At 41.3% G+C, this 20,483-nt stretch carries 22 protein-coding genes; 21 read left to right on the forward strand and 1 reads right to left on the reverse strand.

Going from position 1 to position 20,483, the window contains the following annotated elements:
• From rsgA to spoVM, 4 genes are read left to right on the forward strand one after another with little or no spacing between them, the layout of a single operon-like run.
• Complete coding sequence (gene rsgA, locus DV702_RS02370) at window positions 1–885, forward strand: ribosome small subunit-dependent GTPase A (protein ID WP_114923284.1); 885 nt, start codon at window positions 1–3, stop codon at window positions 883–885.
• Window positions 885–1,553 carry a ribulose-phosphate 3-epimerase gene (rpe, locus tag DV702_RS02375; protein ID WP_114923285.1) on the forward strand — a complete coding sequence of 223 codons (669 nt, stop codon included), beginning with the start codon at window positions 885–887 and terminating at the stop codon, window positions 1,551–1,553. Before rsgA ends, rpe begins: the two co-directional genes overlap by 1 nt.
• Window positions 1,550–2,203: a thiamine diphosphokinase gene (locus tag DV702_RS02380; RefSeq protein WP_114923286.1), complete on the forward strand. Its 654-nt coding sequence runs from the start codon at window positions 1,550–1,552 to the stop codon at window positions 2,201–2,203. The genes rpe and DV702_RS02380 overlap by 4 nt, the downstream gene beginning before the upstream one ends.
• Before the next feature lie 13 nt (window positions 2,204–2,216).
• A complete protein-coding gene (spoVM, locus tag DV702_RS02385) occupies window positions 2,217–2,378 on the forward strand; it encodes a stage V sporulation protein SpoVM (protein WP_114923287.1) in 162 nt (53 codons plus the stop codon).
• 222 nt (window positions 2,379–2,600) lie between these two features.
• Here spoVM and rpmB read toward each other — a convergent pair whose 3' ends face one another.
• A complete protein-coding gene (gene rpmB / locus DV702_RS02390; protein WP_009765550.1) occupies window positions 2,601–2,789 on the reverse strand; it encodes a 50S ribosomal protein L28 in 189 nt (62 codons plus the stop codon).
• 215 nt (window positions 2,790–3,004) lie between these two features.
• On the opposite strand from rpmB, the gene DV702_RS02395 reads away from it, so the two are divergent.
• The 17 genes from DV702_RS02395 (at window position 3,005) to trmD (ending at window position 20,422) form a co-directional block, all read left to right on the forward strand.
• Complete coding sequence (locus tag DV702_RS02395) at window positions 3,005–3,367, forward strand: Asp23/Gls24 family envelope stress response protein (RefSeq protein ID WP_114923288.1); 363 nt, start codon at window positions 3,005–3,007, stop codon at window positions 3,365–3,367.
• A gap of 18 nt (window positions 3,368–3,385) precedes the next feature.
• The gene (locus DV702_RS02400) at window positions 3,386–5,032 is read left to right on the forward strand and encodes a DAK2 domain-containing protein (RefSeq protein WP_114923289.1); all 1,647 of its coding nucleotides are present in this window, start codon (window positions 3,386–3,388) and stop codon (window positions 5,030–5,032) included.
• 430 nt (window positions 5,033–5,462) lie between these two features.
• A complete protein-coding gene (gene recG / locus DV702_RS02405; protein ID WP_114923290.1) occupies window positions 5,463–7,502 on the forward strand; it encodes an ATP-dependent DNA helicase RecG in 2,040 nt (679 codons plus the stop codon).
• A gap of 109 nt (window positions 7,503–7,611) precedes the next feature.
• On the forward strand, window positions 7,612–8,184 hold the full coding sequence (gene fapR / locus DV702_RS02410; protein ID WP_114923291.1) for a transcription factor FapR: 573 nt from the start codon (window positions 7,612–7,614) through the stop codon (window positions 8,182–8,184).
• A 5-nt stretch (window positions 8,185–8,189) separates the two neighbouring features.
• Window positions 8,190–9,182, forward strand: a complete 993-nt coding sequence (plsX, locus tag DV702_RS02415) for a phosphate acyltransferase PlsX (RefSeq protein ID WP_114923292.1) — start codon at window positions 8,190–8,192, stop codon at window positions 9,180–9,182.
• Window positions 9,179–10,123 (forward strand): ACP S-malonyltransferase, encoded by a 945-nt coding sequence (gene fabD, locus DV702_RS02420; RefSeq protein ID WP_114923293.1) that lies wholly within the window; start codon window positions 9,179–9,181, stop codon window positions 10,121–10,123. Before plsX ends, fabD begins: the two co-directional genes overlap by 4 nt.
• Window positions 10,123–10,869 (forward strand): 3-oxoacyl-[acyl-carrier-protein] reductase, encoded by a 747-nt coding sequence (fabG, locus tag DV702_RS02425; RefSeq protein WP_114923294.1) that lies wholly within the window; start codon window positions 10,123–10,125, stop codon window positions 10,867–10,869. Before fabD ends, fabG begins: the two co-directional genes overlap by 1 nt.
• A gap of 94 nt (window positions 10,870–10,963) precedes the next feature.
• A complete protein-coding gene (locus DV702_RS02430; RefSeq protein ID WP_029052326.1) occupies window positions 10,964–11,203 on the forward strand; it encodes an acyl carrier protein in 240 nt (79 codons plus the stop codon).
• Window positions 11,204–11,310: 107 nt separating this feature from the next.
• The gene (rnc, locus tag DV702_RS02435) at window positions 11,311–12,078 is read left to right on the forward strand and encodes a ribonuclease III (protein WP_114923295.1); all 768 of its coding nucleotides are present in this window, start codon (window positions 11,311–11,313) and stop codon (window positions 12,076–12,078) included.
• 2 nt (window positions 12,079–12,080) lie between these two features.
• Complete coding sequence (smc, locus tag DV702_RS02440) at window positions 12,081–15,641, forward strand: chromosome segregation protein SMC (RefSeq protein ID WP_162805698.1); 3,561 nt, start codon at window positions 12,081–12,083, stop codon at window positions 15,639–15,641.
• 12 nt (window positions 15,642–15,653) lie between these two features.
• Window positions 15,654–16,676 (forward strand): signal recognition particle-docking protein FtsY, encoded by a 1,023-nt coding sequence (gene ftsY / locus DV702_RS02445; RefSeq protein WP_114923297.1) that lies wholly within the window; start codon window positions 15,654–15,656, stop codon window positions 16,674–16,676.
• 72 nt (window positions 16,677–16,748) lie between these two features.
• Window positions 16,749–17,081 carry a putative DNA-binding protein gene (locus DV702_RS02450; protein WP_205407206.1) on the forward strand — a complete coding sequence of 111 codons (333 nt, stop codon included), beginning with the start codon at window positions 16,749–16,751 and terminating at the stop codon, window positions 17,079–17,081.
• A 12-nt stretch (window positions 17,082–17,093) separates the two neighbouring features.
• A complete protein-coding gene (ffh, locus tag DV702_RS02455) occupies window positions 17,094–18,449 on the forward strand; it encodes a signal recognition particle protein (protein ID WP_114923299.1) in 1,356 nt (451 codons plus the stop codon).
• 92 nt (window positions 18,450–18,541) lie between these two features.
• Window positions 18,542–18,814, forward strand: coding sequence for a 30S ribosomal protein S16 (gene rpsP, locus DV702_RS02460; RefSeq protein ID WP_099687138.1), 273 nt, complete (start codon window positions 18,542–18,544; stop codon window positions 18,812–18,814).
• A gap of 15 nt (window positions 18,815–18,829) precedes the next feature.
• Window positions 18,830–19,063, forward strand: a complete 234-nt coding sequence (locus DV702_RS02465; RefSeq protein ID WP_114923300.1) for a KH domain-containing protein — start codon at window positions 18,830–18,832, stop codon at window positions 19,061–19,063.
• Window positions 19,064–19,169: 106 nt separating this feature from the next.
• Window positions 19,170–19,685, forward strand: coding sequence for a ribosome maturation factor RimM (rimM, locus tag DV702_RS02470; RefSeq protein ID WP_114923301.1), 516 nt, complete (start codon window positions 19,170–19,172; stop codon window positions 19,683–19,685).
• The gene (trmD, locus tag DV702_RS02475; RefSeq protein ID WP_114925809.1) at window positions 19,685–20,422 is read left to right on the forward strand and encodes a tRNA (guanosine(37)-N1)-methyltransferase TrmD; all 738 of its coding nucleotides are present in this window, start codon (window positions 19,685–19,687) and stop codon (window positions 20,420–20,422) included. The genes rimM and trmD overlap by 1 nt, the downstream gene beginning before the upstream one ends.
• The last annotated feature ends 61 nt before the right edge of the window (window positions 20,423–20,483 follow it).

Below are 20,483 nucleotides of genomic sequence, written 5' to 3' on the forward strand. Positions count from 1 at the left end.
ATGGCGGTAGGCCAAATTAGAAAAGCAATTAGTGGCTTCTACTATGTAGAGCATGATGGAGAGTTAGTTCAATGTAAAAGCCGTGGAGTGTTTCGTTTAAAGAAGATTAACCCGCTGGTCGGAGATATCGTAACGTATGTACCTGATGGTGAGAATGATGCGACAATCACAGATGTTCATCCACGAAAAAGTGAATTGGTTAGACCGCCAATTGCTAATGTCGACCAAGTTCTGCTTGTCTTTTCAGTAGTAGAACCTGATATGAGTTTACGCCTGCTGGATCGTTTTCTGACGGTCATTGAATCTCACGGTTTGGATCCGATAATTTATGTTTCAAAAGAAGATTTAGCCAATCAACAGACGTTAGAAACCAACGAAATAAACTTGGCGTATTATCAAAAAATCGGCTATACAGTTTTACGTAATATCGGAAATGAAGAGCCGCTGCTAGAAGTGCTACGTCCCTACTTTACTGATAAAACTACTGTGTTGGCCGGTCAATCAGGTGTCGGAAAATCGACGTTGCTTAATACGATTCTCCCTGAACTACAGTTGAAAACAGGTGTGATCTCAGACGCACTCGGACGCGGTAAGCATACGACGCGACATGTAGAGCTGATTGAAGTAGCGGGCGGGCTTGTGGCTGACACACCTGGCTTTAGTTCATTGGATTTTGAGCATATTGAAAAAGAAGACTTAAAAGAGTACTTTTTAGAAATCTCAGAGGCCGGAGAGAATTGTAGGTTTAGAGGTTGTTTACATGTGAAAGAGCCGGGGTGTGCTGTGAAAGCCCAAGTGGAAGAACAGATCATATCTGAAGGACGTTATAAAAACTACTTGCTATTTTTGCAAGAAATTATGGATCGAAAGCCGAGGTATAACTAATGATTAAAATTGCACCGTCTATTTTAGCAGCAGATTTTTCAAAATTAGGGGAAGAAGTGAAAGAAGTAGAAAAGGCAGGAGCGGAACTCATTCATATTGATGTAATGGATGGCCACTTTGTACCTAATATTACGATGGGTCCTATCGTTGTAGAAGCGTTGCGCCCGCTAACAACATTGCCACTAGATGTTCATTTAATGATTGAAAATCCTGATGCATACATTGAAGAATTTGCAAAGGCAGGTGCAGATTATATTACTGTACATGTAGAAGCATGCCGACACTTGCATAGAACATTACAATTGATCAAATCAACTGGAGCGAAACCGGGTGTCGTATTAAATCCCCATACACCTGTTGAACATATTATGCATGTCCTTGAAGAACTAGACATGGTGTTGTTTATGACAGTCAATCCAGGGTTTGGAGGTCAATCGTTCATTGAGTCCGTTATTCCGAAGGTCAAGCAACTGTCTGGTATTATTGCGGAGCGTGGACTGTCGATTGAAATTGAAATTGATGGCGGAATTAACGAAGAAACGATTAAGCCTTGTGTAGAAGCGGGGGCGACTATATTCGTAGCGGGTTCTGCTATTTACAGTAAAACAGATCGTGCACAAGCGTTGCAAGCCATTAAATCTGCTGGGGAGAGCGTGATGAAAAGATGAAATACGCGATCGTATGTGCAGCTGGGCCTATTGAGGAAGTAGTGGATTTGTCGGAGTATGATCATGAAGACACGATTTATATAGGTGTTGATCGTGGAGCTTTATATTTACTTGAAAAAGGTATCGAACCACACGAAGCAGTAGGGGACTTTGATTCTGTAACTGAAGAACAGTTTGAACAGATTAATTCAACCGTGAAACACGTCCAACGTGTACATGAAGAAAAAGATGAAACTGACACGGAACTAGCTGTGAAACGTGCGTTAACGTATGATCCTGATTATATTGTGTTAACTGGTGTGACAGGTGGCCGTTTAGACCATCTGCAATCCGCACTTCACTTATTGTATCGAATGCAATCGGATAATCGGAAAGTAAAGTTTAAAATCCATAATTCAACGAATGATATTCGCGTCATGTTACCTGGGGTCAGACGTGTCAAGAAAGACGAAAAGTACCCCTACACATCGTTTTTTTCATTTGGTCCAGAAGTGACCGGTTTGACGCTCACTGGATTTAAGTACGAGACAGTGAATGAAAAACTTGAAATAGGGATGACTAAATTTACTAGTAACGAAACAGTAGCAGATGTTTGTACTATCTCCTTTCGAACGGGCATATGCTTAATGGTAAGGAGTTCAGATTCCTGAAAGGAGTGGGGATTTGCGAGTATATACATTTACGTTGCCAAAGTTCGTCAGCAACATCGTAAGAAAGTGTGCGGTTGTGTTTCAAAAGGACGACCGTACGAAGGCGCCTGTTGCAGCCAATGCGAAAGCTAGTAAGTCAAAAAGACGTAAAAAAGAAAAAACACAAGGCGCCTAATTAGGTGCTTTGTGTTTTTTCTTTTAGTAAAGGCAAAAAGCGCCTTTATGGCAATTCCTCCAACATCTGTCGAGGCTACCCGGCGCTTTCAGCATTTGATTACATCCAGCTTCAAGCGCCAGCCTCTCGGAGTGTTTCGGCCTCGCCAGAAAGGCAAAAAGCGCCTTTATGGCAATTCCTCCAACATCTGTCGAGGCTACCCGGCGCTTTCAGCATTTGATATTATACTCGTTGTACTTTGCCTGATTTTAGAGCTCTTGCGGATACCCAAACGCGCTTAGGTTTTCCATCAACTAAGATTCTAACTTTTTGAAGGTTTGCTCCCCAAGTACGTTTGCTTGAGTTCAAAGCGTGTGAACGAGTGTTTCCAGAACGAGCTTTACGTCCAGTAATAACACATTGTTTAGCCATTTTAGTTCCTCCTCGTGAATTATTTAGCGATTCACGTTACAATTCGCATACCATAGTACTTTATCATAAGGGATGAATCGATGCAACATTTTTTTCTCGGTCTTTCAAGGAAATTTCCTTTACACTATTTTGATTGTCAACAATATTTCCTTTCTTGTTGAATTTCCGTATAATGTAGCTAGGAAGTGTCAATAGAGTGTTGGGGGGATTTTAGAATGTCGATTGAATTGAAAAATGAGCATGGTACTATCGATATGACGAATGACGTAATTACTCAAGTAGTAGGAGAAGCTACCATTGAATGCTATGGAATTGTAGGGATGGCTTCACAACACCAAATTCGTGATGGGCTGACAGAAATTCTTCGGAAAGAAAACTTTGCACGTGGTGTAATTGTACGTAAAGAGGGCGATGCCTTTCATATTGATCTATATGTGATTGTCAGTTATGGTACAAAAATCACTGAAGTAGCCTATCAAGTACAATCCAAAGTACAATATACCGTGAAGAAGATGCTAGGTCTCACAGTAAGTTCAGTAAATATTTTTGTTCAGGGAGTTCGGGTGACGAACGTTTAGAAGGAGGCCTTTTGATTAATGAGTACAATTAATGGATTACAATTTGCGAAGATGGTGGAAATGGGATCACACCATCTTCATCAAAATGCAGATTATGTAGATTCTTTAAATGTTTTCCCGGTGCCGGATGGTGACACGGGAACAAATATGAATTTGTCTATGACGTCGGGTGCGAAAGAAACAGCACTCCATGCGCAAGATCATATCGGATTGACTGCGCAAGCATTTTCTAAAGGATTATTGATGGGTGCGCGTGGCAATTCGGGTGTTATATTGTCTCAGTTGTTCCGTGGATTCAGTAAGCACATTGAGAACGAATCACAAGTAACTGTTCAACAATTTGCGGAAGCGCTTCAGTACGGTGTAGAGACTGCGTATAAAGCTGTAATGAAGCCTGTAGAAGGCACGATTTTAACAGTTGCAAAAGAGGCTGCAGCGGCAGCGGTTGCGCATGTTGAAAAAGTAGATAATCACACCGATTTGATGGAAGTTATTGTCGAGGAAGCTCAAGCTTCTTTAAAAAGAACACCTGATTTATTGCCTGTCTTAAAAGAGGTCGGAGTAGTCGACAGCGGGGGGCAAGGTCTCGTGTATGTCTATGAAGGATTTTTGGCCTGTTTAAAAGGTGAGGATCTTCCAGAAAAGACTATTATGCATTCAATAGATGACTTAATCAATACAGAACACCATCGCAGTGTGCAGGGCTTTATGAATACAGAAGATATTGTATTTGGCTATTGTACGGAATTCATGGTGAAATTAGAGTCGGATAAGCTTCTCAATACACCATTCGATGAAGAGAAATTCCGCCAAGATTTAAGTGAACTCGGGGATTCATTGCTCGTCATCTCAGATGAAGAAGTGGTGAAAGTACATATTCACACGGAAGAACCAGGAGATGCGTTGTCGTACGGTCAGAAATACGGGGCATTGACTAAAATGAAGATCGAAAATATGCGTGAGCAACATAGCGAAATTATAGATCGAGCATCTACTGTCCCTGAGCAACATAAGTATGCAATTGTTACGGTTTCCATGGGATCTGGTATTGCAGAGCTTCTTAAGAGTATTGGGGCTTCAGCAGTCATTGAGGGCGGTCAGACGATGAATCCGTCTACTGAAGATATTGTAAACGCTATACAGCAGATAGGTGCAGAAAAAGTATTGATCTTGCCGAATAATAAAAATATCATTATGGCGGCAGAGCAAGCGGCAGAAGTTTTAGCGATTGAAGCGATGGTTGTGCCAACGAAGTCTGTGCCTGAAGGGTTGGCTGCGATACTTGCATTTAATCCAGAGGCAACTGTTGAAAAAAATGCGCAAGCTATGTCTGAGGCTGCTTCTTCTATAAAAACTGGACAAGTCACGAATGCGGTTAGAGATACGTCAATTGACGGAGTAGCTATTCGTAAAGATGATTTTATGGGAATTGCAGAAGGGAAAATTACGAGTTCTGAACCGTCCTTAGAAGCAGTTACGAAAAAACTATTATCTTCTATGATTACTGATGACGATGAAATCGTAACGATTATCTATGGAGAAGACGTATCAGAAGATGATGCACATGAAATAAGCACGTACGTTGAACAACAGTTTGATCATGTGGATGTAGAATTGTACGCTGGAAAACAACCGCTGTACCCATACATTCTTTCTGTTGAATAATTATAGTTGTATCCTCCTGTCTACAATAAGCAGGGGGATTTTTATATGGGAAATGTTTACATGCGCTTCGTTTTCATGACAATGTTTTCAACTATATGCCCAAGCAATATTGATAGTGGTTTGTGAATGTCCACAAGCCTATTGATTATTCAAAGAAAGGAATTTAGATTTGGAAATGAGGTGCTTTTGACAAGTAATTGTAGATATAGCGTATCGTCTCGAAGCGCAAGCCGCAAGACACTCTAAGTCCGCTTCACTCCATTCAGTTGTCATAGTCAAAATTGCTTTTAAATAAACAAATGAGAGAATTGTATATAATATGGTTAATCAATAGGCTTGGAATATTACATTTTTATTTTTATGCTTTTTCATGGTAAACTTTACATAAGAACATTCGTTTTCCATAGTAAAAGGAAAGGAGGAGTTTGAGATGGAAAATATATTAAGCAATAGTGTTGGAACAGTTAAAGGAGTCGGTAAAACGACGACAGAACAATTTGAAAAGTTAGGAATTGTAACGATAGAAGACTTGCTGTATACATTCCCATACCGTCATGAAGATTTTAGAATGAGAGATTTAACAGAAACCCCGCATAATGAACGTGTCACTGTAGAAGGTCGAGTGGAATCACAACCTGCCGTCTTTTATTCCGGGAAAAACCGCTCTCGTATGCAAGTGCGGTTATTGGTTGGACATCACTTAGTTAAAGCAGTTTTTTTCAATCAACATTATTTGAAAGATCGATTACTACCTGGGATGCTTATTAATGTGTCGGGCACTTGGGATCGGGGACGGCAAGCTATTACAGTAAATCGTTTGCATACTGGAGAACAAGTGGATTTTGAGCCTGTCTATAGCCTAAAAGGTGCGATGCATCAAAAAACATTCAGACGGTATATGCGCAATGCATTAGATATGGCAGCGAGTGAAATCCAGGAGACGCTTCCACCGGCAATGCTTGATGAGTATAGACTACCAACAATAGGCGACGCGCTGGAAATGATTCATTTCCCTACGAGCCTCGAAGACGTTACGCAAGCTAGGCGTCGATTCGTCTATGAAGAATTGCTGTTTTTTCAATTGAAAATTCAAGGTATGAAAAAAGTTCGGAAAGAACAAGAACACGGTATTATCATTCAATATGACTTGGGATTGTTGAAACAGTTTATTGCTTCTCTGCCATTTGAACTCACCAACGCACAAAAAAGAGTAGTAAATGAGTTATGTGCTGAATTAAAATCTCCTCTTCGAATGAATCGATTATTGCAAGGAGATGTTGGATCTGGCAAGACTGCTGTGGCGGCGACGGCGCTATATGCAGCCGTGACGGCAGGTTTTCAAGGAGCGTTAATGGCGCCAACTGAGATTTTGGCTGAGCAACATGCAGAACTTTTGGCAGACTGGTTTGAACCTTTTAGTGTCACCGTTGCGTTTTTGGCGGGTTCCACAAAAGCGAAAGCGCGAAGAGAACTTCTAGAAAGACTGGAGCGAGGAGATGTTGATATTTTAATCGGCACCCATGCGCTCATTCAACCGGATGTTCAATTCCATAAACTCGGGTTTGTTGTGACAGACGAGCAACATCGCTTCGGTGTAGAGCAACGTCGTGTACTTCGTGATAAAGGATTACGTCCAGATGTACTCTTTATGACAGCGACTCCGATTCCGCGAACACTTGCCATTACTGTTTTTGGGGAAATGGATGTGTCTATTCTGGATGAATTGCCAGCAGGAAGAAAAGAAATTGAAACGCATTGGCTAAAAGAGGAATCTGTTCTTCCTGTCTTACAAAAGATGGAGAAAGAATTACGTGCAGGAAGGCAAGCGTATGTGATTTGTCCATTGATCGAAGAGTCGGACACGTTAGACGTCCAAAATGCAGTAGAAGTCCATGCAGAGCTCAGCAATTACTTTGCAGGTCGCTTTACGGTAGGTCTAATGCATGGTCGGTTACCTTCTGCTGAAAAAGAACAAGTGATGCGCTCGTTTAGTGATGGAGAGCTGAATATTTTAGTTTCAACGACAGTTGTTGAAGTAGGAGTCAATGTACCAAATGCTACTTTTATGTTAATTTACGATGCAACGAGATTTGGCTTAGCTCAATTACACCAATTACGGGGCCGGGTAGGTCGAGGGTCTGATCAATCATACTGCGTGTTGCTAGCAGATCCAAAGTCTGAAGAAGGCAAAATGCGTATGCAATCGATGACTGAAACAAACGATGGATTTATTTTAGCTGAAAAAGATTTAGAACTTCGTGGAGCAGGCGATATTTTCGGCAAGCGCCAAAGTGGTATGCCTGAATTTAAAGTAGCGGACTTAGTACATGATATAAAGGCACTAACAACAGCGCGTGATGATGCTGAAAAATTATTGAATTCCACACAATTTTGGAATGGTAAAGAATATGCCATACTGCGAAGTCGACTTGAACAGTCTGGCGCGCTGGCTGATAAAAGGATCGACTAACTGGATCACTAGAAGCTTTCACAGGAAACTCGTTAACCTCTTGCAATCTCATTTAGCTCTTTATATACTAAGTATTATGACCAAGTGCTAATCTGAAGGAGTGTGGCGAGTGAAAATTCCTAAGAAGGAAAGGCAACGGCTACTGATCAGCTTGCTTGAGCAAGATCCTTTTTTAACGGATGAAGACATTGCCGCTCATTTTTCAGTGAGTGTTCAAACAGTCAGGCTGGACCGATTGGAATGTCGAATTCCTGAACTACGTGAGAGGTTAAAAACGGTAGCTTCCCAACATATGCAAAAAACTGTAAAATCGCTACAAACAGAAGAAATATTTGGCGAAATTATAGAGGTAGAACTTGATGATAAAGCGTTGTCGATATTTGATGTCACAAGTGATCATGTATTTAAGCGCAACGGTATAGCGCGCGGCCATCATTTATTTGCTCAGGCTAATTCTCTAGCTGTTGCAGTTCTAGATGATGATCTAGCCTTGACAGTTCGTTCAACGTTACATTTTGAGAGACCTGTTCGAGCTGGAGATCGTGTAATAGCACGGGCGATTGTGCGGCGGGACACGCTAAAAAATAAAAGTACGATAGTGGATGTCATCTCCAAAGTGGAAAATGAAACCGTGTTTTCTGGAGAGTTTTTGATGTATCGTACGACAAAAAAAGGCAGGTAGTGAAGATGATTATTGCAGTAGACGCAATGGGTGGAGACAACGCACCTGGTGAAATTATTAAAGGTGCATTACAAAGTTTGCATGCATTTGATGACGTGACAATACATATATTCGGTGATGAAGACAAAATGGCTCCATATTTAGAAAAGCATCCACGCCTGCAAGTTGTACATTGTTCTGAGGTTATTGAACCTGACGACGAACCAGTACGTGCGATCCGTAAAAAGAAAGACGCTTCTATGGTTCGTATGTCTCAAGCTTTAAAAGATGGGAAAGCAGAGGCTTGCGTGTCGGCTGGAAATACGGGCGCTTTAATGTCGGCAGGTCTATTTATCGTCGGCCGTTTGGAAGGTATTCAAAGACCGGCACTCGCTCCTACATTACCGACCATTGATGGTAGCGGCTTCGTCTTGCTAGACGTTGGGGCGAATTCAGACAGTAAGCCGGCACAGTTAGCGCAATTTGCTATTATGGGCAGCGTCTATGCAGAAAAAGTACGTGGTATTGAAAACCCACGTGTTGGTTTGTTGAATATTGGTACCGAAGAAGGTAAAGGAAATGAGTTAACAAAAGCGGCATATGAAGAATTGCAGCGTGCGCCTGTTCATTTTATCGGGAATGTGGAATCACGCGACTTATTAAATGGTGTAGCTGATGTTGTAGTGACAGATGGCTTTACAGGAAATATGGTGCTGAAAACGATTGAAGGAACCGCATTAAATGTATTTACGATGATCAAAGACGTATTTATGTCATCTCTGAAAACAAAAATCGCGGCAGGTCTTGTAAAAGATGATTTAAAAGGTTTGAAGAAGAAGATGGATTACTCGGAGTATGGCGGAGCGGGTTTATTCGGCTTAAACTATCCGGTTATTAAAGCGCATGGCTCTTCAAACGCTAACGCCCTTTTTAATGCGGTGCGGCAAGCAAGAACCATGGTACAATATCGGGTATGCGAAACGATCAAAGAAACGATAAGAGAGGAAGAGGAATCTTGAGTAAACTAGCATTTGTTTTCCCGGGACAAGGCTCGCAAGCTATAGGGATGGGGAAAGAGTTCGCAATGAGTGACGATGCATGTAAACAATTCATGCAAAAAGCAGACAAGGCATTAGGTTTTGAGCTTAGTCAATTGATGCTTGAGGGTCCTCAAGACGAGTTGACTGTAACGTATAACGCACAGCCGGCGCTATTAACAGTTGGTGCTATGATTGCAGCTCGATTGGAGTCGGAAGGAATAGTTCCAGATTATTCAGCAGGACATAGTCTTGGAGAGTACACGGCGCTCGTGGAGTCTAAAGTACTTTCTTTTGAAGATGCGGTCGTTGCCGTTCATAAAAGAGGTCTTTATATGAACGAAGCGGTACCGTCAGGCAAGGGAGCTATGGCTGCTATTTTAGGTATGGATCGGGATGTTCTTGAATCTATCACACAAAATATTACTGAATCTGGAGATCCTGTTCAGCCAGCCAACTTGAATTGCCCGGGACAAATTGTCATATCAGGGGCAAAAGCAGGAGTCGATAAAGCATGTGTGGCACTAAAAGAAGCAGGTGCCAAACGTGCACTTCCTCTAAATGTCAGCGGACCATTTCACTCCGTCTTAATGGAACCGGCTGCCGGCGAATTAGAAAAGACATTAGCTGATATTGAAATGACAGATGCAAGTATACCAGTGATCGCAAACGTGACGGCAGATGTCGTGACAGACCAACAAGAAATTAAAAAATTGCTTGTCGAACAGCTGTACTCTCCTGTACGTTGGGAAGAATCTGTAGAAAAACTTCTAGAACTGGGTGTGACGCGCTTTGTAGAATGTGGACCTGGAAAAGTATTGAGTGGTCTTATTCGTAAAATTGACCGTACAGCTACAGTGTATCCGGTATACGATGAGGAGTCATTACAAAAGTTGCTAGAGGAAGCGAAGGAGTGGTCATGATGGGAAGATTCGATGGAAAAACAGCAGTAGTAACAGGCGCGTCTAGAGGAATCGGTCGATCTATTGCTCTACTTTTAGCATCTGAAGGAGCGAAAGTAGTCGTAAATTACAGTGGCAGTCAGGCAAAAGCTGAAGAAGTAGTGCAAGAAATTCAAACGACTGGCGGAGAGGCGTTCGTATTTCAGGCAAATGTATCCGACGCTGATCAAGTAAAAGCGATGATGGATGAAACAGTTAAACAATTTGGTTCAATTGATTTTTTAATTAATAATGCAGGAATTACACGGGACAACTTGTTAATGCGTATGAAAGAAGATGAGTGGGATGATGTACTGTCCATTAATCTAAAAGGTGTATTTCTTTGTACAAAAGCAGTTACTCGTCAAATGATGCGACAACGCTCAGGAAGAATCGTTAATTTAACGTCGGTAGTAGGTTCAGTTGGAAATGCGGGACAGGCAAACTACGTTGCAGCAAAAGCAGGTGTTCTTGGGTTGACGAAAACAACAGCGAAGGAATTAGCGGCACGTAATATTTTAGTCAATGCCGTTGCTCCAGGATTTATTGCGACAGATATGACAGATGCACTAGGTGAAGAAACTAAAAAACAATTGCTATCGACTATACCTCTAGGAACTTTAGGCAGTGCAGAGGATGTTGCTGGGGCTGTAGCGTTTCTTCTTTCTGACGAAGCAAAGTATATTACCGGTCAAACTATTCATGTAAACGGCGGAATGGCGATGTAAATGAATTTCTTCTGAACAAGTATCATTCTAAGGTTGCACAATGAGGAGTGGAACCTCTATAATTCAGTAGTAGCCTTGAGAGGAGGTGACTATGTTGTCAACAGTACTTGAGCGTGTAACTAAAGTAGTTGTCGACCGTCTAGGTGTCGATGAAAGCGAAGTAAAACCTGAAGCTTCTTTCCGTGAGGATCTCGGAGCTGATTCACTAGATGTAGTAGAACTTGTTATGGAATTTGAAGATGAGTTCGAAACAGAGATTTCTGATGATGATGCAGAAAAAATTGCAACTGTCGGAGATGCAGTAACATACATTACAGAAAAAGTTGGCGAATAACCTTTTTGGTGAGACTCTTTCTCCTTTCGTCTGAAAGGTAGAAAGCGTCTCTTTTCGCTTTATAGTGAATGGTAAACACAGATTACAGATGAGAGGCAGAATTGTTTATGAAAAATAAAAAACCTACTAGAGAAAGTTCAAGTTTTGCTACGTTACCACCTGTTGTTCGGGAAAAATTTAAAGCTCTTCAGCAACAATTAGGCGTGCGATTTCATAACGAAAACTTATTATTCAACGCATTTACACATTCTTCCTATGTTAACGAACACCGTCGGAAGAAGTTTTCAGACAACGAACGACTAGAATTCCTCGGGGATGCTGTTTTAGAGTTAGGTGTATCAAAATTTTTATTCCGTACAGAGCCTTCAAAGAGTGAAGGAGAACTAACAAAACTTAGAGCCGCCATCGTCTGTGAGCCTTCTCTTGTAAAGTTTTCCAATGAATTGAACTTTGGAAACTACATTCTCCTGGGAAAAGGTGAAGAATTAACAGGTGGCAGAATGCGTCCGGCATTACTAGCTGACGTTTTTGAAGCTTATATTGGTGCGCTCTATCTAGATCAAGGGATGGAAGTAGTCGAAGAGTTTCTAAACCGAATCGTTTTTCCGAAAATCAGTATCGGTGCTTTTTCGCATGTGACAGATTATAAAAGCCGCTTGCAAGAATTAGTGCAACAGAAGAATAATGGACCTCTTCAATACGAAGTGATTGAAGAAAAAGGTCCTGCACATGCGAAAAAGTTTGTTACCGTAGTTAATCTCAATGATCAGCCACTCGGTAAAGGAATTGGAAAGTCTAAAAAAGAAGCCGAACAGGAAGCTGCGCGTCAAGCGATTGAACAGTTACAAGCGCAGACAACTGAAGGGGAGAATTAATTGTGTTTTTGAAAAGGCTGGAAATTACAGGTTTTAAGTCGTTCGCGGAAAAAATTCAGATCGATTTCGTTCCCGGCGTGACAGCGATTGTCGGTCCTAATGGCAGCGGGAAAAGTAATATTATCGATGCAATCCGTTGGGTATTAGGTGAACAATCTGCTAAATCATTGCGCGGCAGTAAAATGGAAGACGTTATTTTTGCCGGAAGTGATTCGCGGAAGGCAGTTAATTTTGCGGAAGTCACTTTAATACTTGATAACACACAAAGTCTGTTCCCTCTTGACTATACGGAAATCAGCGTCAGTCGAAGGGTATTCCGATCGGGAGAAAGTGTTTATTTATTGAATGGGCAAGCTTGCAGATTGAAAGATATCACGTCTATGTTCATGGATTCAGGGTTAGGAAAAGAAGCATTTTCTATCATATCTCAAGGGAAAGTCGATGAGATACTGAATAGCCGCGCAGAAGAACGAAGAAATGTGTTTGATGAAGCAGCAGGTGTATTGAAATATAAAACACATAAGCAACAAGCGGAGCACAAACTTTTTGAAACGACTGATAATTTAGATCGTGTATTGGATATTCTAAAAGAAATCGATGACCGTTTGGAGCCTTTAGAGAAAGAGGCAGCTACTGCTCGTCAGGCTTCTGCACTGCAAACCGAATTACGTGAGGCAGATGTCCGTTTACTCCACTACGACGCATCCATGTTCCAATTGCAAATTATAGAGAAGTCGGAAGCAGTCACAGCGGATGAGAAGGAAATGGCTAGATTGGACACTCAGCTGTCTAGTCAGGAACGTACATTGGACAATGATAAACAACAGTTACGCAAGATGGAAATACAACTAGATAATTTGCAAAATCAGCTAGTGTCCAAATCAGCAGAGGTTGAAAAATGGGAAGGCAGACGTTTATTATCCCAGGAAAAAAGCCGTAACACTACACAACAATTGGTTCGAATTCAAGAAGAGTTGGAAACAGCAGAAACATTACAAAAAACTGCACAAGAAAAGTTGCAAACCTTACAAAAAAATTATCAGCAAGTGAAGAAAGAATCAGCAGATACGGCAAATGAGATCAAACATGTGATGAGTATGCTAAGTAGTTCCGTGAAAGAAACGGAACAACAAATTGAACATTTGAAAGCCGTCTATATTGAAAAATTGAATGAGGAAGCTACATTACGAAGTGAAGTAAAGCATGTGGAAGAGCGATTAGTCGGAGAAAAGTCCTCTACAGAGAAGATTACTATTCAAACTGCCTTGCTTTTAGAACGTATGGAGCAGTTGACGAAAGAACAACAACAAAAAAAGAAACGACAAGTAGCCGTCTACGAACAAGTAAAGGAAGTTGAAACGTCAATTTCTACATGTGTGAAGACAGTAAAAGAGGCGGAACAAAAACTAACCGCACAACAGCAGTTTCTTCAACAAGCCTTGCGTAAACAATCAGAGATGCAAGGTAGGATTCGTGCGCTTGAAAGTTTAGAAAGAGACTTCTCAGGCTTTTACTCTGGTGTTAAAGAATTGCTCCACGCAAAAAAACAAGGGCGCATTCAGGGGATAGAAGGCGCAGTAGTAGAACTAATTACTACAGATCCGCAGTACACAAAAGCGATTGAAACTGCGCTTGGCGGTGCTATGCAACATATTATTACAGCGACAGAACTAGATGCGAGACAAGCGATTGGTTATTTAAAATCCAAAAACTTTGGGCGTGCGACATTTTTGCCACTGGATATTTTGAAGTCTCGTGAATTGCCCGTAAATAGTCGTCAAGCAATAGAACGTCAACCAGGTTTTATTGGCACAGCGTACGATGTCATTACTACAGATGGAAAATATGCGACGATTGCCAAAAATCTATTAGGCCAGACTATTGTTGCCAGCAATTTAAATGAGGCTTCCGCTATAGCGAAAATAATAGGTCACCGCTATCGAATCGTTACATTGGATGGGGATATCATAAATGCCGGCGGTTCTTTAACAGGCGGTGGAGCGAAAGGTCAATCCACGCTCTTTTCAAGAAAAGCGGAGTTAGAAACGCTGACGAGTCGCTTGCAGCAGATAGAAGAGTCGATTCAGTTAGCGAACGGGCAACTTGCCACAACTCGGGAACAACTGGGAATTGAATTACATCAGCGGGATCAATGGCAGCGGAAAATGGAAGATCTTCAACAAATGAAGTCTACTGTCCATACTTCTTTACAAGAAACCGAAATGGAAATCCGTTCGGTGCAAATGGAAATATCCACTATCGAAATCGGAAAAACAGATACAGCAACTGCCCAAAAACAGTTAACAGAAAAAAAGAAAGTACTCACTAGCCGCCACGGAACAACTAAACAGCAGTTACAGGAAATTCTTGAAACTCTAGAGAGCTTGGAGCGTCTAGTAGAAAATCGTCGTGAAGAACAAGAGATATTGCAACAGAAGTTATCAGGTTTACAGCAAAGTCAAGCGGTTTTAAAAGAACAAATTACGTATCATCTTCAGGCGATAAAAGAAACAGCTGACTCTGTAGAGAAGCACGGGCTCTCAATTGCAAGTTTGGAGGAAGAACAGCAATACGTGAAGAATCAAGTGGTTGGTAAAGAACTTTCACCAGAAGAAATTGATCGTCAGATGGAACAATCGCAGTCTGACAAACAGCGGCTTGAAGAATTGATTGAAGAAACTAGAAAGAAGCGTATGCAGCAACTTGAAATTGTTCATCAGCATGAACAGCAGATGAAACAACTTCGTACAGAAGCTCATTCGGTTACAGAGCGTCTAAATAAAGTGCATATTCAATTGTCAAAACTTGAAACGCAACTTGAAATTGTCAAGAAGCGCTTGGACGATGACTATGGTTTATATCCTGATTCTATTTATTTGACTGAAGAGATAGATGTGCCGCAATTACGGGATGCTGTCGATAAATATAAGCGGCAGCTGGGGGAATTAGGCCCTGTTAATCCACATGCAATTAAAGAATTCGAGGAAGTTTCTGAGCGCCATACATTTCTAAGTACGCAGCGCAACGATCTCGTAGAAGCGAGAGATACGCTGCAAGATGCTATGACAGAAATGGATCAAGAGATGAAAAGCCGGTTCCAAACTACATTTGAAGCAATCCGTAGCCATTTCCACGTAGTGTTTAAAGATATGTTTGGTGGTGGGGAAGCAGATTTATTGTTAACGAATCCATCCAATTTATTAACTACAGGTATTGATATTGTAGCTAGGCCGCCTGGCAAAAAGTTGCAGAACTTGCGGTTGCTTTCGGGCGGTGAACGTGCACTGACTGTGATCTCGCTGTTGTTTTCTATACTAGAAGTGCGTCCGGTTCCGTTTTGTATTTTAGACGAGGTGGAAGCAGCTCTAGATGAAGCGAATGTAGTGAGATATAGCAATTATTTGAAAAAAGTTTCCGATCAGACACAGTTTATTGTGATAACTCATCGGAAAGGTACGATGGAAGGTGCGGACGTGCTGTACGGCGTGACGATGCAAGAGTCTGGTGTATCTAAATTACTGTCGGTCAAACTTTCTGAAGTAACAGAAGAAGTTATTAGCTAAGGAGTGGAATACATGTCTTTTTTTAAAAAGCTGAAAGATAAAATTACAGGAACAAACGAGGCGGTCACAGAGAAGTTTAAAGATGGTCTCACGAAAACACGGGAATCATTTACTTCAAAAGTGAATGATTTAGTCTCAAAATTTCGAGTAGTAGATGAAGAGTTCTTCGAAGAATTAGAAGAAGTGCTTTTGCAGGCTGACGTCGGTTTTGACACGGTTATGGAATTAATTGACTTACTGAAAGATGAAGTGAAACGAAAAAATATTAAAGATACGACAGGTATGCAAACGTTAATATCTGAAAAGCTTGTAGAGATATATAATGCGGGCGAAGAAGTAACTAATGAGTTAGCTATTGAAGAAGGACGTTTGAATGTAATCTTAATGGTAGGTGTCAATGGTGTAGGTAAAACAACGACGATTGGTAAATTAGCTTCTCGCTTACAAAAAGAGGGCAAGTCTGTCATGTTAGCTGCCGGTGATACATTCCGCGCCGGTGCGATTGATCAGCTAGTTGTCTGGGGAGAGCGGACTGGAGTGGAAGTCGTTCGTCAGGCGGAAGGCTCAGATCCGGCTGCAGTTATTTTTGATGCAGTAAAAGCAGCGAAGAAACGCAATGTCGATGTGTTAATATGTGATACTGCCGGACGTCTGCAAAATAAAGTGAACTTAATGAATGAGCTTGAAAAAGTTCACCGTGTCATTGGTCGTGAAGTGGAAGGCGCTCCTCATGAAGTGTTATTGGCGCTAGATGCGACGACGGGTCAAAATGCATTGATACAAGCTCAAACATTCAATGAAGCAACAAACGTTACAGGAATTGTCTTGACTAAACTAGACGGTACAGCCAAAGGTGGCATTGTTCTTGCAATTCGTAGTAAGCTAGACATTCCAGTGAAATTCGTCGGTTTAGGTGAAGGAATTGATGATTTACAACCATTTGATCCAGAAAAGTATGTGTATGGTTTATTTGCAGATGGTTTGGAAATGGAAGATCTTGAAGAAGATCAAACTTCAGAACAAACTGAGGAATAAGACAAGTAAATATACTTGACAGGCGGACGTACCGAGGGTAGTATGAAATAATGGAAAGAGGAGGTTGTAATCATGCTTGAAAAAACGACAAGAGTGAACTTCCTCTTTGATTTTTATCAATCATTGTTAACAGACAAACAGCGATTATATATGCAATTATATTATTTGGATGATCTTTCTCTCGGTGAAATCGCAGAGCAATATAGCGTTTCGAGACAGGCAGTGTATGATAATGTGAAGAGAACAGAAGCGATGTTAGAAGATTACGAGAAAAAACTCAACCTTTTTGAAAAGCATGAGAAGCGTCTCGAAGTCGTGGAGCAATTGCAGCATATTTTGCCGGTAAACGACCCTTCTTCCGCTAAGGTTCAGGAACTTTTACATACCTTGAAAGATTTTGAATAGGAGAGATTGTCTATGGCATTTGAAGGATTAGCTGAACGCCTGCAAGGGACTTTAAACAAAATTACAGGCAAAGGTAAAATCAATGAAGCTGACGTCAAAGAAATGATGCGGGAAGTGCGCTTTGCACTAATTGAAGCAGACGTTAACTTAAAAGTAGTGAAAGAATTTGTTAAAACCGTCAGTGAACGCTCGGTCGGTCAAGACGTTATGAAGAGTTTGACGCCAGGACAACAAGTAGTAAAAATCGTTAAAGATGAATTGACGAATTTAATGGGCGGGGAACAAAATCCGATTCAATTTGCTCGTAAATCGCCAACAGTTATTATGATGGTAGGTTTACAAGGTGCCGGTAAAACGACAACTACGGGAAAACTAGCTACTGTACTGCGGAAAAAGCACAATAAAAAACCTCTACTTGTAGCAGCTGATATTTATCGTCCAGCAGCAATCCAGCAACTTGAAACGTTAGGAAAACAAATTACTGTCCCTGTATTTTCTATGGGCACTGATCACTCTCCCGTGGAAATTGCACGCCGCGCGATGGAGGAAGCTGAACGTGAGCATAACGACGTAGTAATCATTGATACTGCCGGACGTTTACATGTGGATGAAGTTTTAATGCAAGAGTTAAAAGATATTCGTGAACTCACAAAACCTGATGAAGTCTTCCTCGTTGTTGATGCAATGACGGGTCAAGATGCTGTGAATGTTGCCAAAAACTTTAATGAAACAATTGAAATCACCGGCGTGATTTTAACGAAGTTAGACGGAGACACGCGTGGGGGAGCCGCGCTGTCTATTCGTTCCGTCACCGAAAAACCTATTAAGTTTGTCGGTATGGGTGAAAAAATGGATGCACTTGAACCATTCCATCCGGAGCGTATGGCTTCACGAATTCTCGGTATGGGCGATGTCATGTCGTTAATAGAGAAAGCGCAGGAAAACGTGGATGAAGAAAAAGCGAAAGAGCTCGAGCAGAAATTACGTACACAAAGCTTTACGCTGGAAGACTTTTTAGATCAAATGCAACAAGTGAAGAAAATGGGGCCGTTGGATGAAATTTTAAAAATGATGCCTGGTGCCAATAAAATTAAAGGACTCGACAGTGCAAAAGTAGATGAGAGTCAAATGGGGCGCGTAGAGGCAGTCATTTATTCGATGACGCGTGCTGAACGCGAAAATCCTGACATCATTAATGCCAGTCGGAAAAAACGAATTGCTGTAGGATCTGGTACATCTATTCAAGAAGTGAATAGACTGTTGAAGCAGTTTGAAGAAATGAAAAAAATGGTTAAACAAATGACCAGTATGCAACAAAAGGGTAAAAAGAAGGGGAAAATGCCAGGTTTAGATTCGTTTTTTAAATAATTTTTAAGGTGTTAAGAAAAAACACTTTACAAACAAATAAAACCTTGGTAATATACTATCTTGTGTGAAACTATTCGGAGGTGTAGATAATAATGGCAGTTAAAATTCGTCTAAAACGTATGGGAGCTAAGAAATCTCCTTTTTATCGTATTGTAGTAGCTGATGCACGTGCACCACGTGACGGCCGTCAAATCGAAACAGTAGGAACTTACAACCCACTAACAAAACCAGCAACAGTAAACATTGATGAAGCATTGGCTTTAAAATGGTTGCAAGATGGCGCGAAGCCTTCTGACACAGTACGTAACTTGTTCTCAGAACAGGGAATCATGGAAAAATTCCATAACGCTAAATACAGCAAATAATTTGGAGGGGTGGACATGAAGCAGCTGATTGAAACAATTGTAAAGCCGTTAGTCGATTACCCAGACGACGTCAAAGTGGTAGCTGAAGAACAATCTCAACGAGTGGTTTATCAGTTATCAGTTCATGCGGAGGATATGGGAAAAGTGATCGGAAAGCAAGGTCGTGTGGCAAAGGCGATCCGTACGATTGTTTATTCAGCAGCAGGCAGCCACCACGGCAAAAAAGTGTATCTAGATATCTTGGATTGATCCAAAAGGAAGGAGCCCCGGTTCCTTCCTTTTTTGCACGTATAAATGGTTTATTAAGCAAACATAACACGTATAAAGATAAAAAGTTTTAAACGGAGGCGATAGAATGGAATGGTATAATGTGGGGAAGATTGTTAATACGCATGGGATCAGAGGAGAAGTCCGAGTGATGGCTACGACAGACTTTCCAGATGAGCGCTTTTCAATAGGAAGCAAACTTGCGATTTTCATGCCCAAAAGTAAAACACCTATTTACGTTACAGTTGCTAGCCATCGTAAACATAAAAATTTTAATCTATTAACATTTGAAGGGTATCCGAATATTAATGACGTAGAGAAATTACGTGATGGCATCATTAAAGTATCTGAGAAAGAATTGACAGAGCTTGACGAACATGAATATTATTATCATGAAATTATCGGGTGCCGTGTATTAACGGAAACTGGTGAAGAAATTGGTACAGTGTCTGAAATTATGGAAACAGGCGCTAATGACGTTTGGACAGTGACACCGGCAGAAGGTAAACCGCATTATATCCCTTATATCGAAGACGTAGTGAAAGAAATTGATATAGAAGAGAAGGTCATTACAATTGAACTGATGGACGGCCTGCTGTCATGATGCAGATTGATGTACTGACATTGTTTCCGGAAATGTTTGAAGGGGTGCTTCATTCTTCTATTATGAAAAAAGCGCAAGAGCAAGAGGCGGCTTCTTTCCGCGTAACGAACTTTCGTGAATACTCCATGAACAAACATAAAAAAGTCGATGATTATCCGTACGGTGGTGGTGCAGGTATGGTATTGCAGCCTGAACCTCTCTTCCGTGCAGTGGATGCACTGACGAATTCGACTGAAGCTAAGCCCCGTGTAATTTTAATGTGCCCCCAAGGACAGCGCTTCACACAGAAGAAAGCGGAAGAACTTTCAAAAGAACAACATCTCATATTAATTTGCGGACATTATGAAGGTTATGATGAACGAATTCGAGAACATTTAGTAACAGATGAAATTTCTTTGGGAGATTTTGTTTTGACTGGTGGAGAGATTGCGTCGATGGCGATTATTGATAGTGTAGTGCGTTTATTGCCCGACGTACTCGGGAACGACCAATCGGCTGTCCACGACTCATTTTCAACGGGTCTTCTAGAACATCCACAATATACACGCCCTTCTTCATTCAACGGCTTAGAAGTGCCTGCAGTGCTGTTATCAGGCAATCATGCGGAGATTGCCAAGTGGAGACAAGAGCAAGCTTTTAAGCGTACAGCAGAGCGGCGTCCGGAGTTGTTAAAAGATGCACCTTTAACAGAACATCAGCAAATTCTATATGAACAATGGAAACAAAAAAGAGACTGAATTTGCTTGATTCGTTACTTGGCCTGTGATATGATTTGGTAAGCGCTTTTTAAAGGCGCCT

The organism is Sporosarcina sp. PTS2304, assembly GCF_003351785.1.
In the GTDB taxonomy this organism is placed as follows: domain Bacteria; phylum Bacillota; class Bacilli; order Bacillales_A; family Planococcaceae; genus Sporosarcina.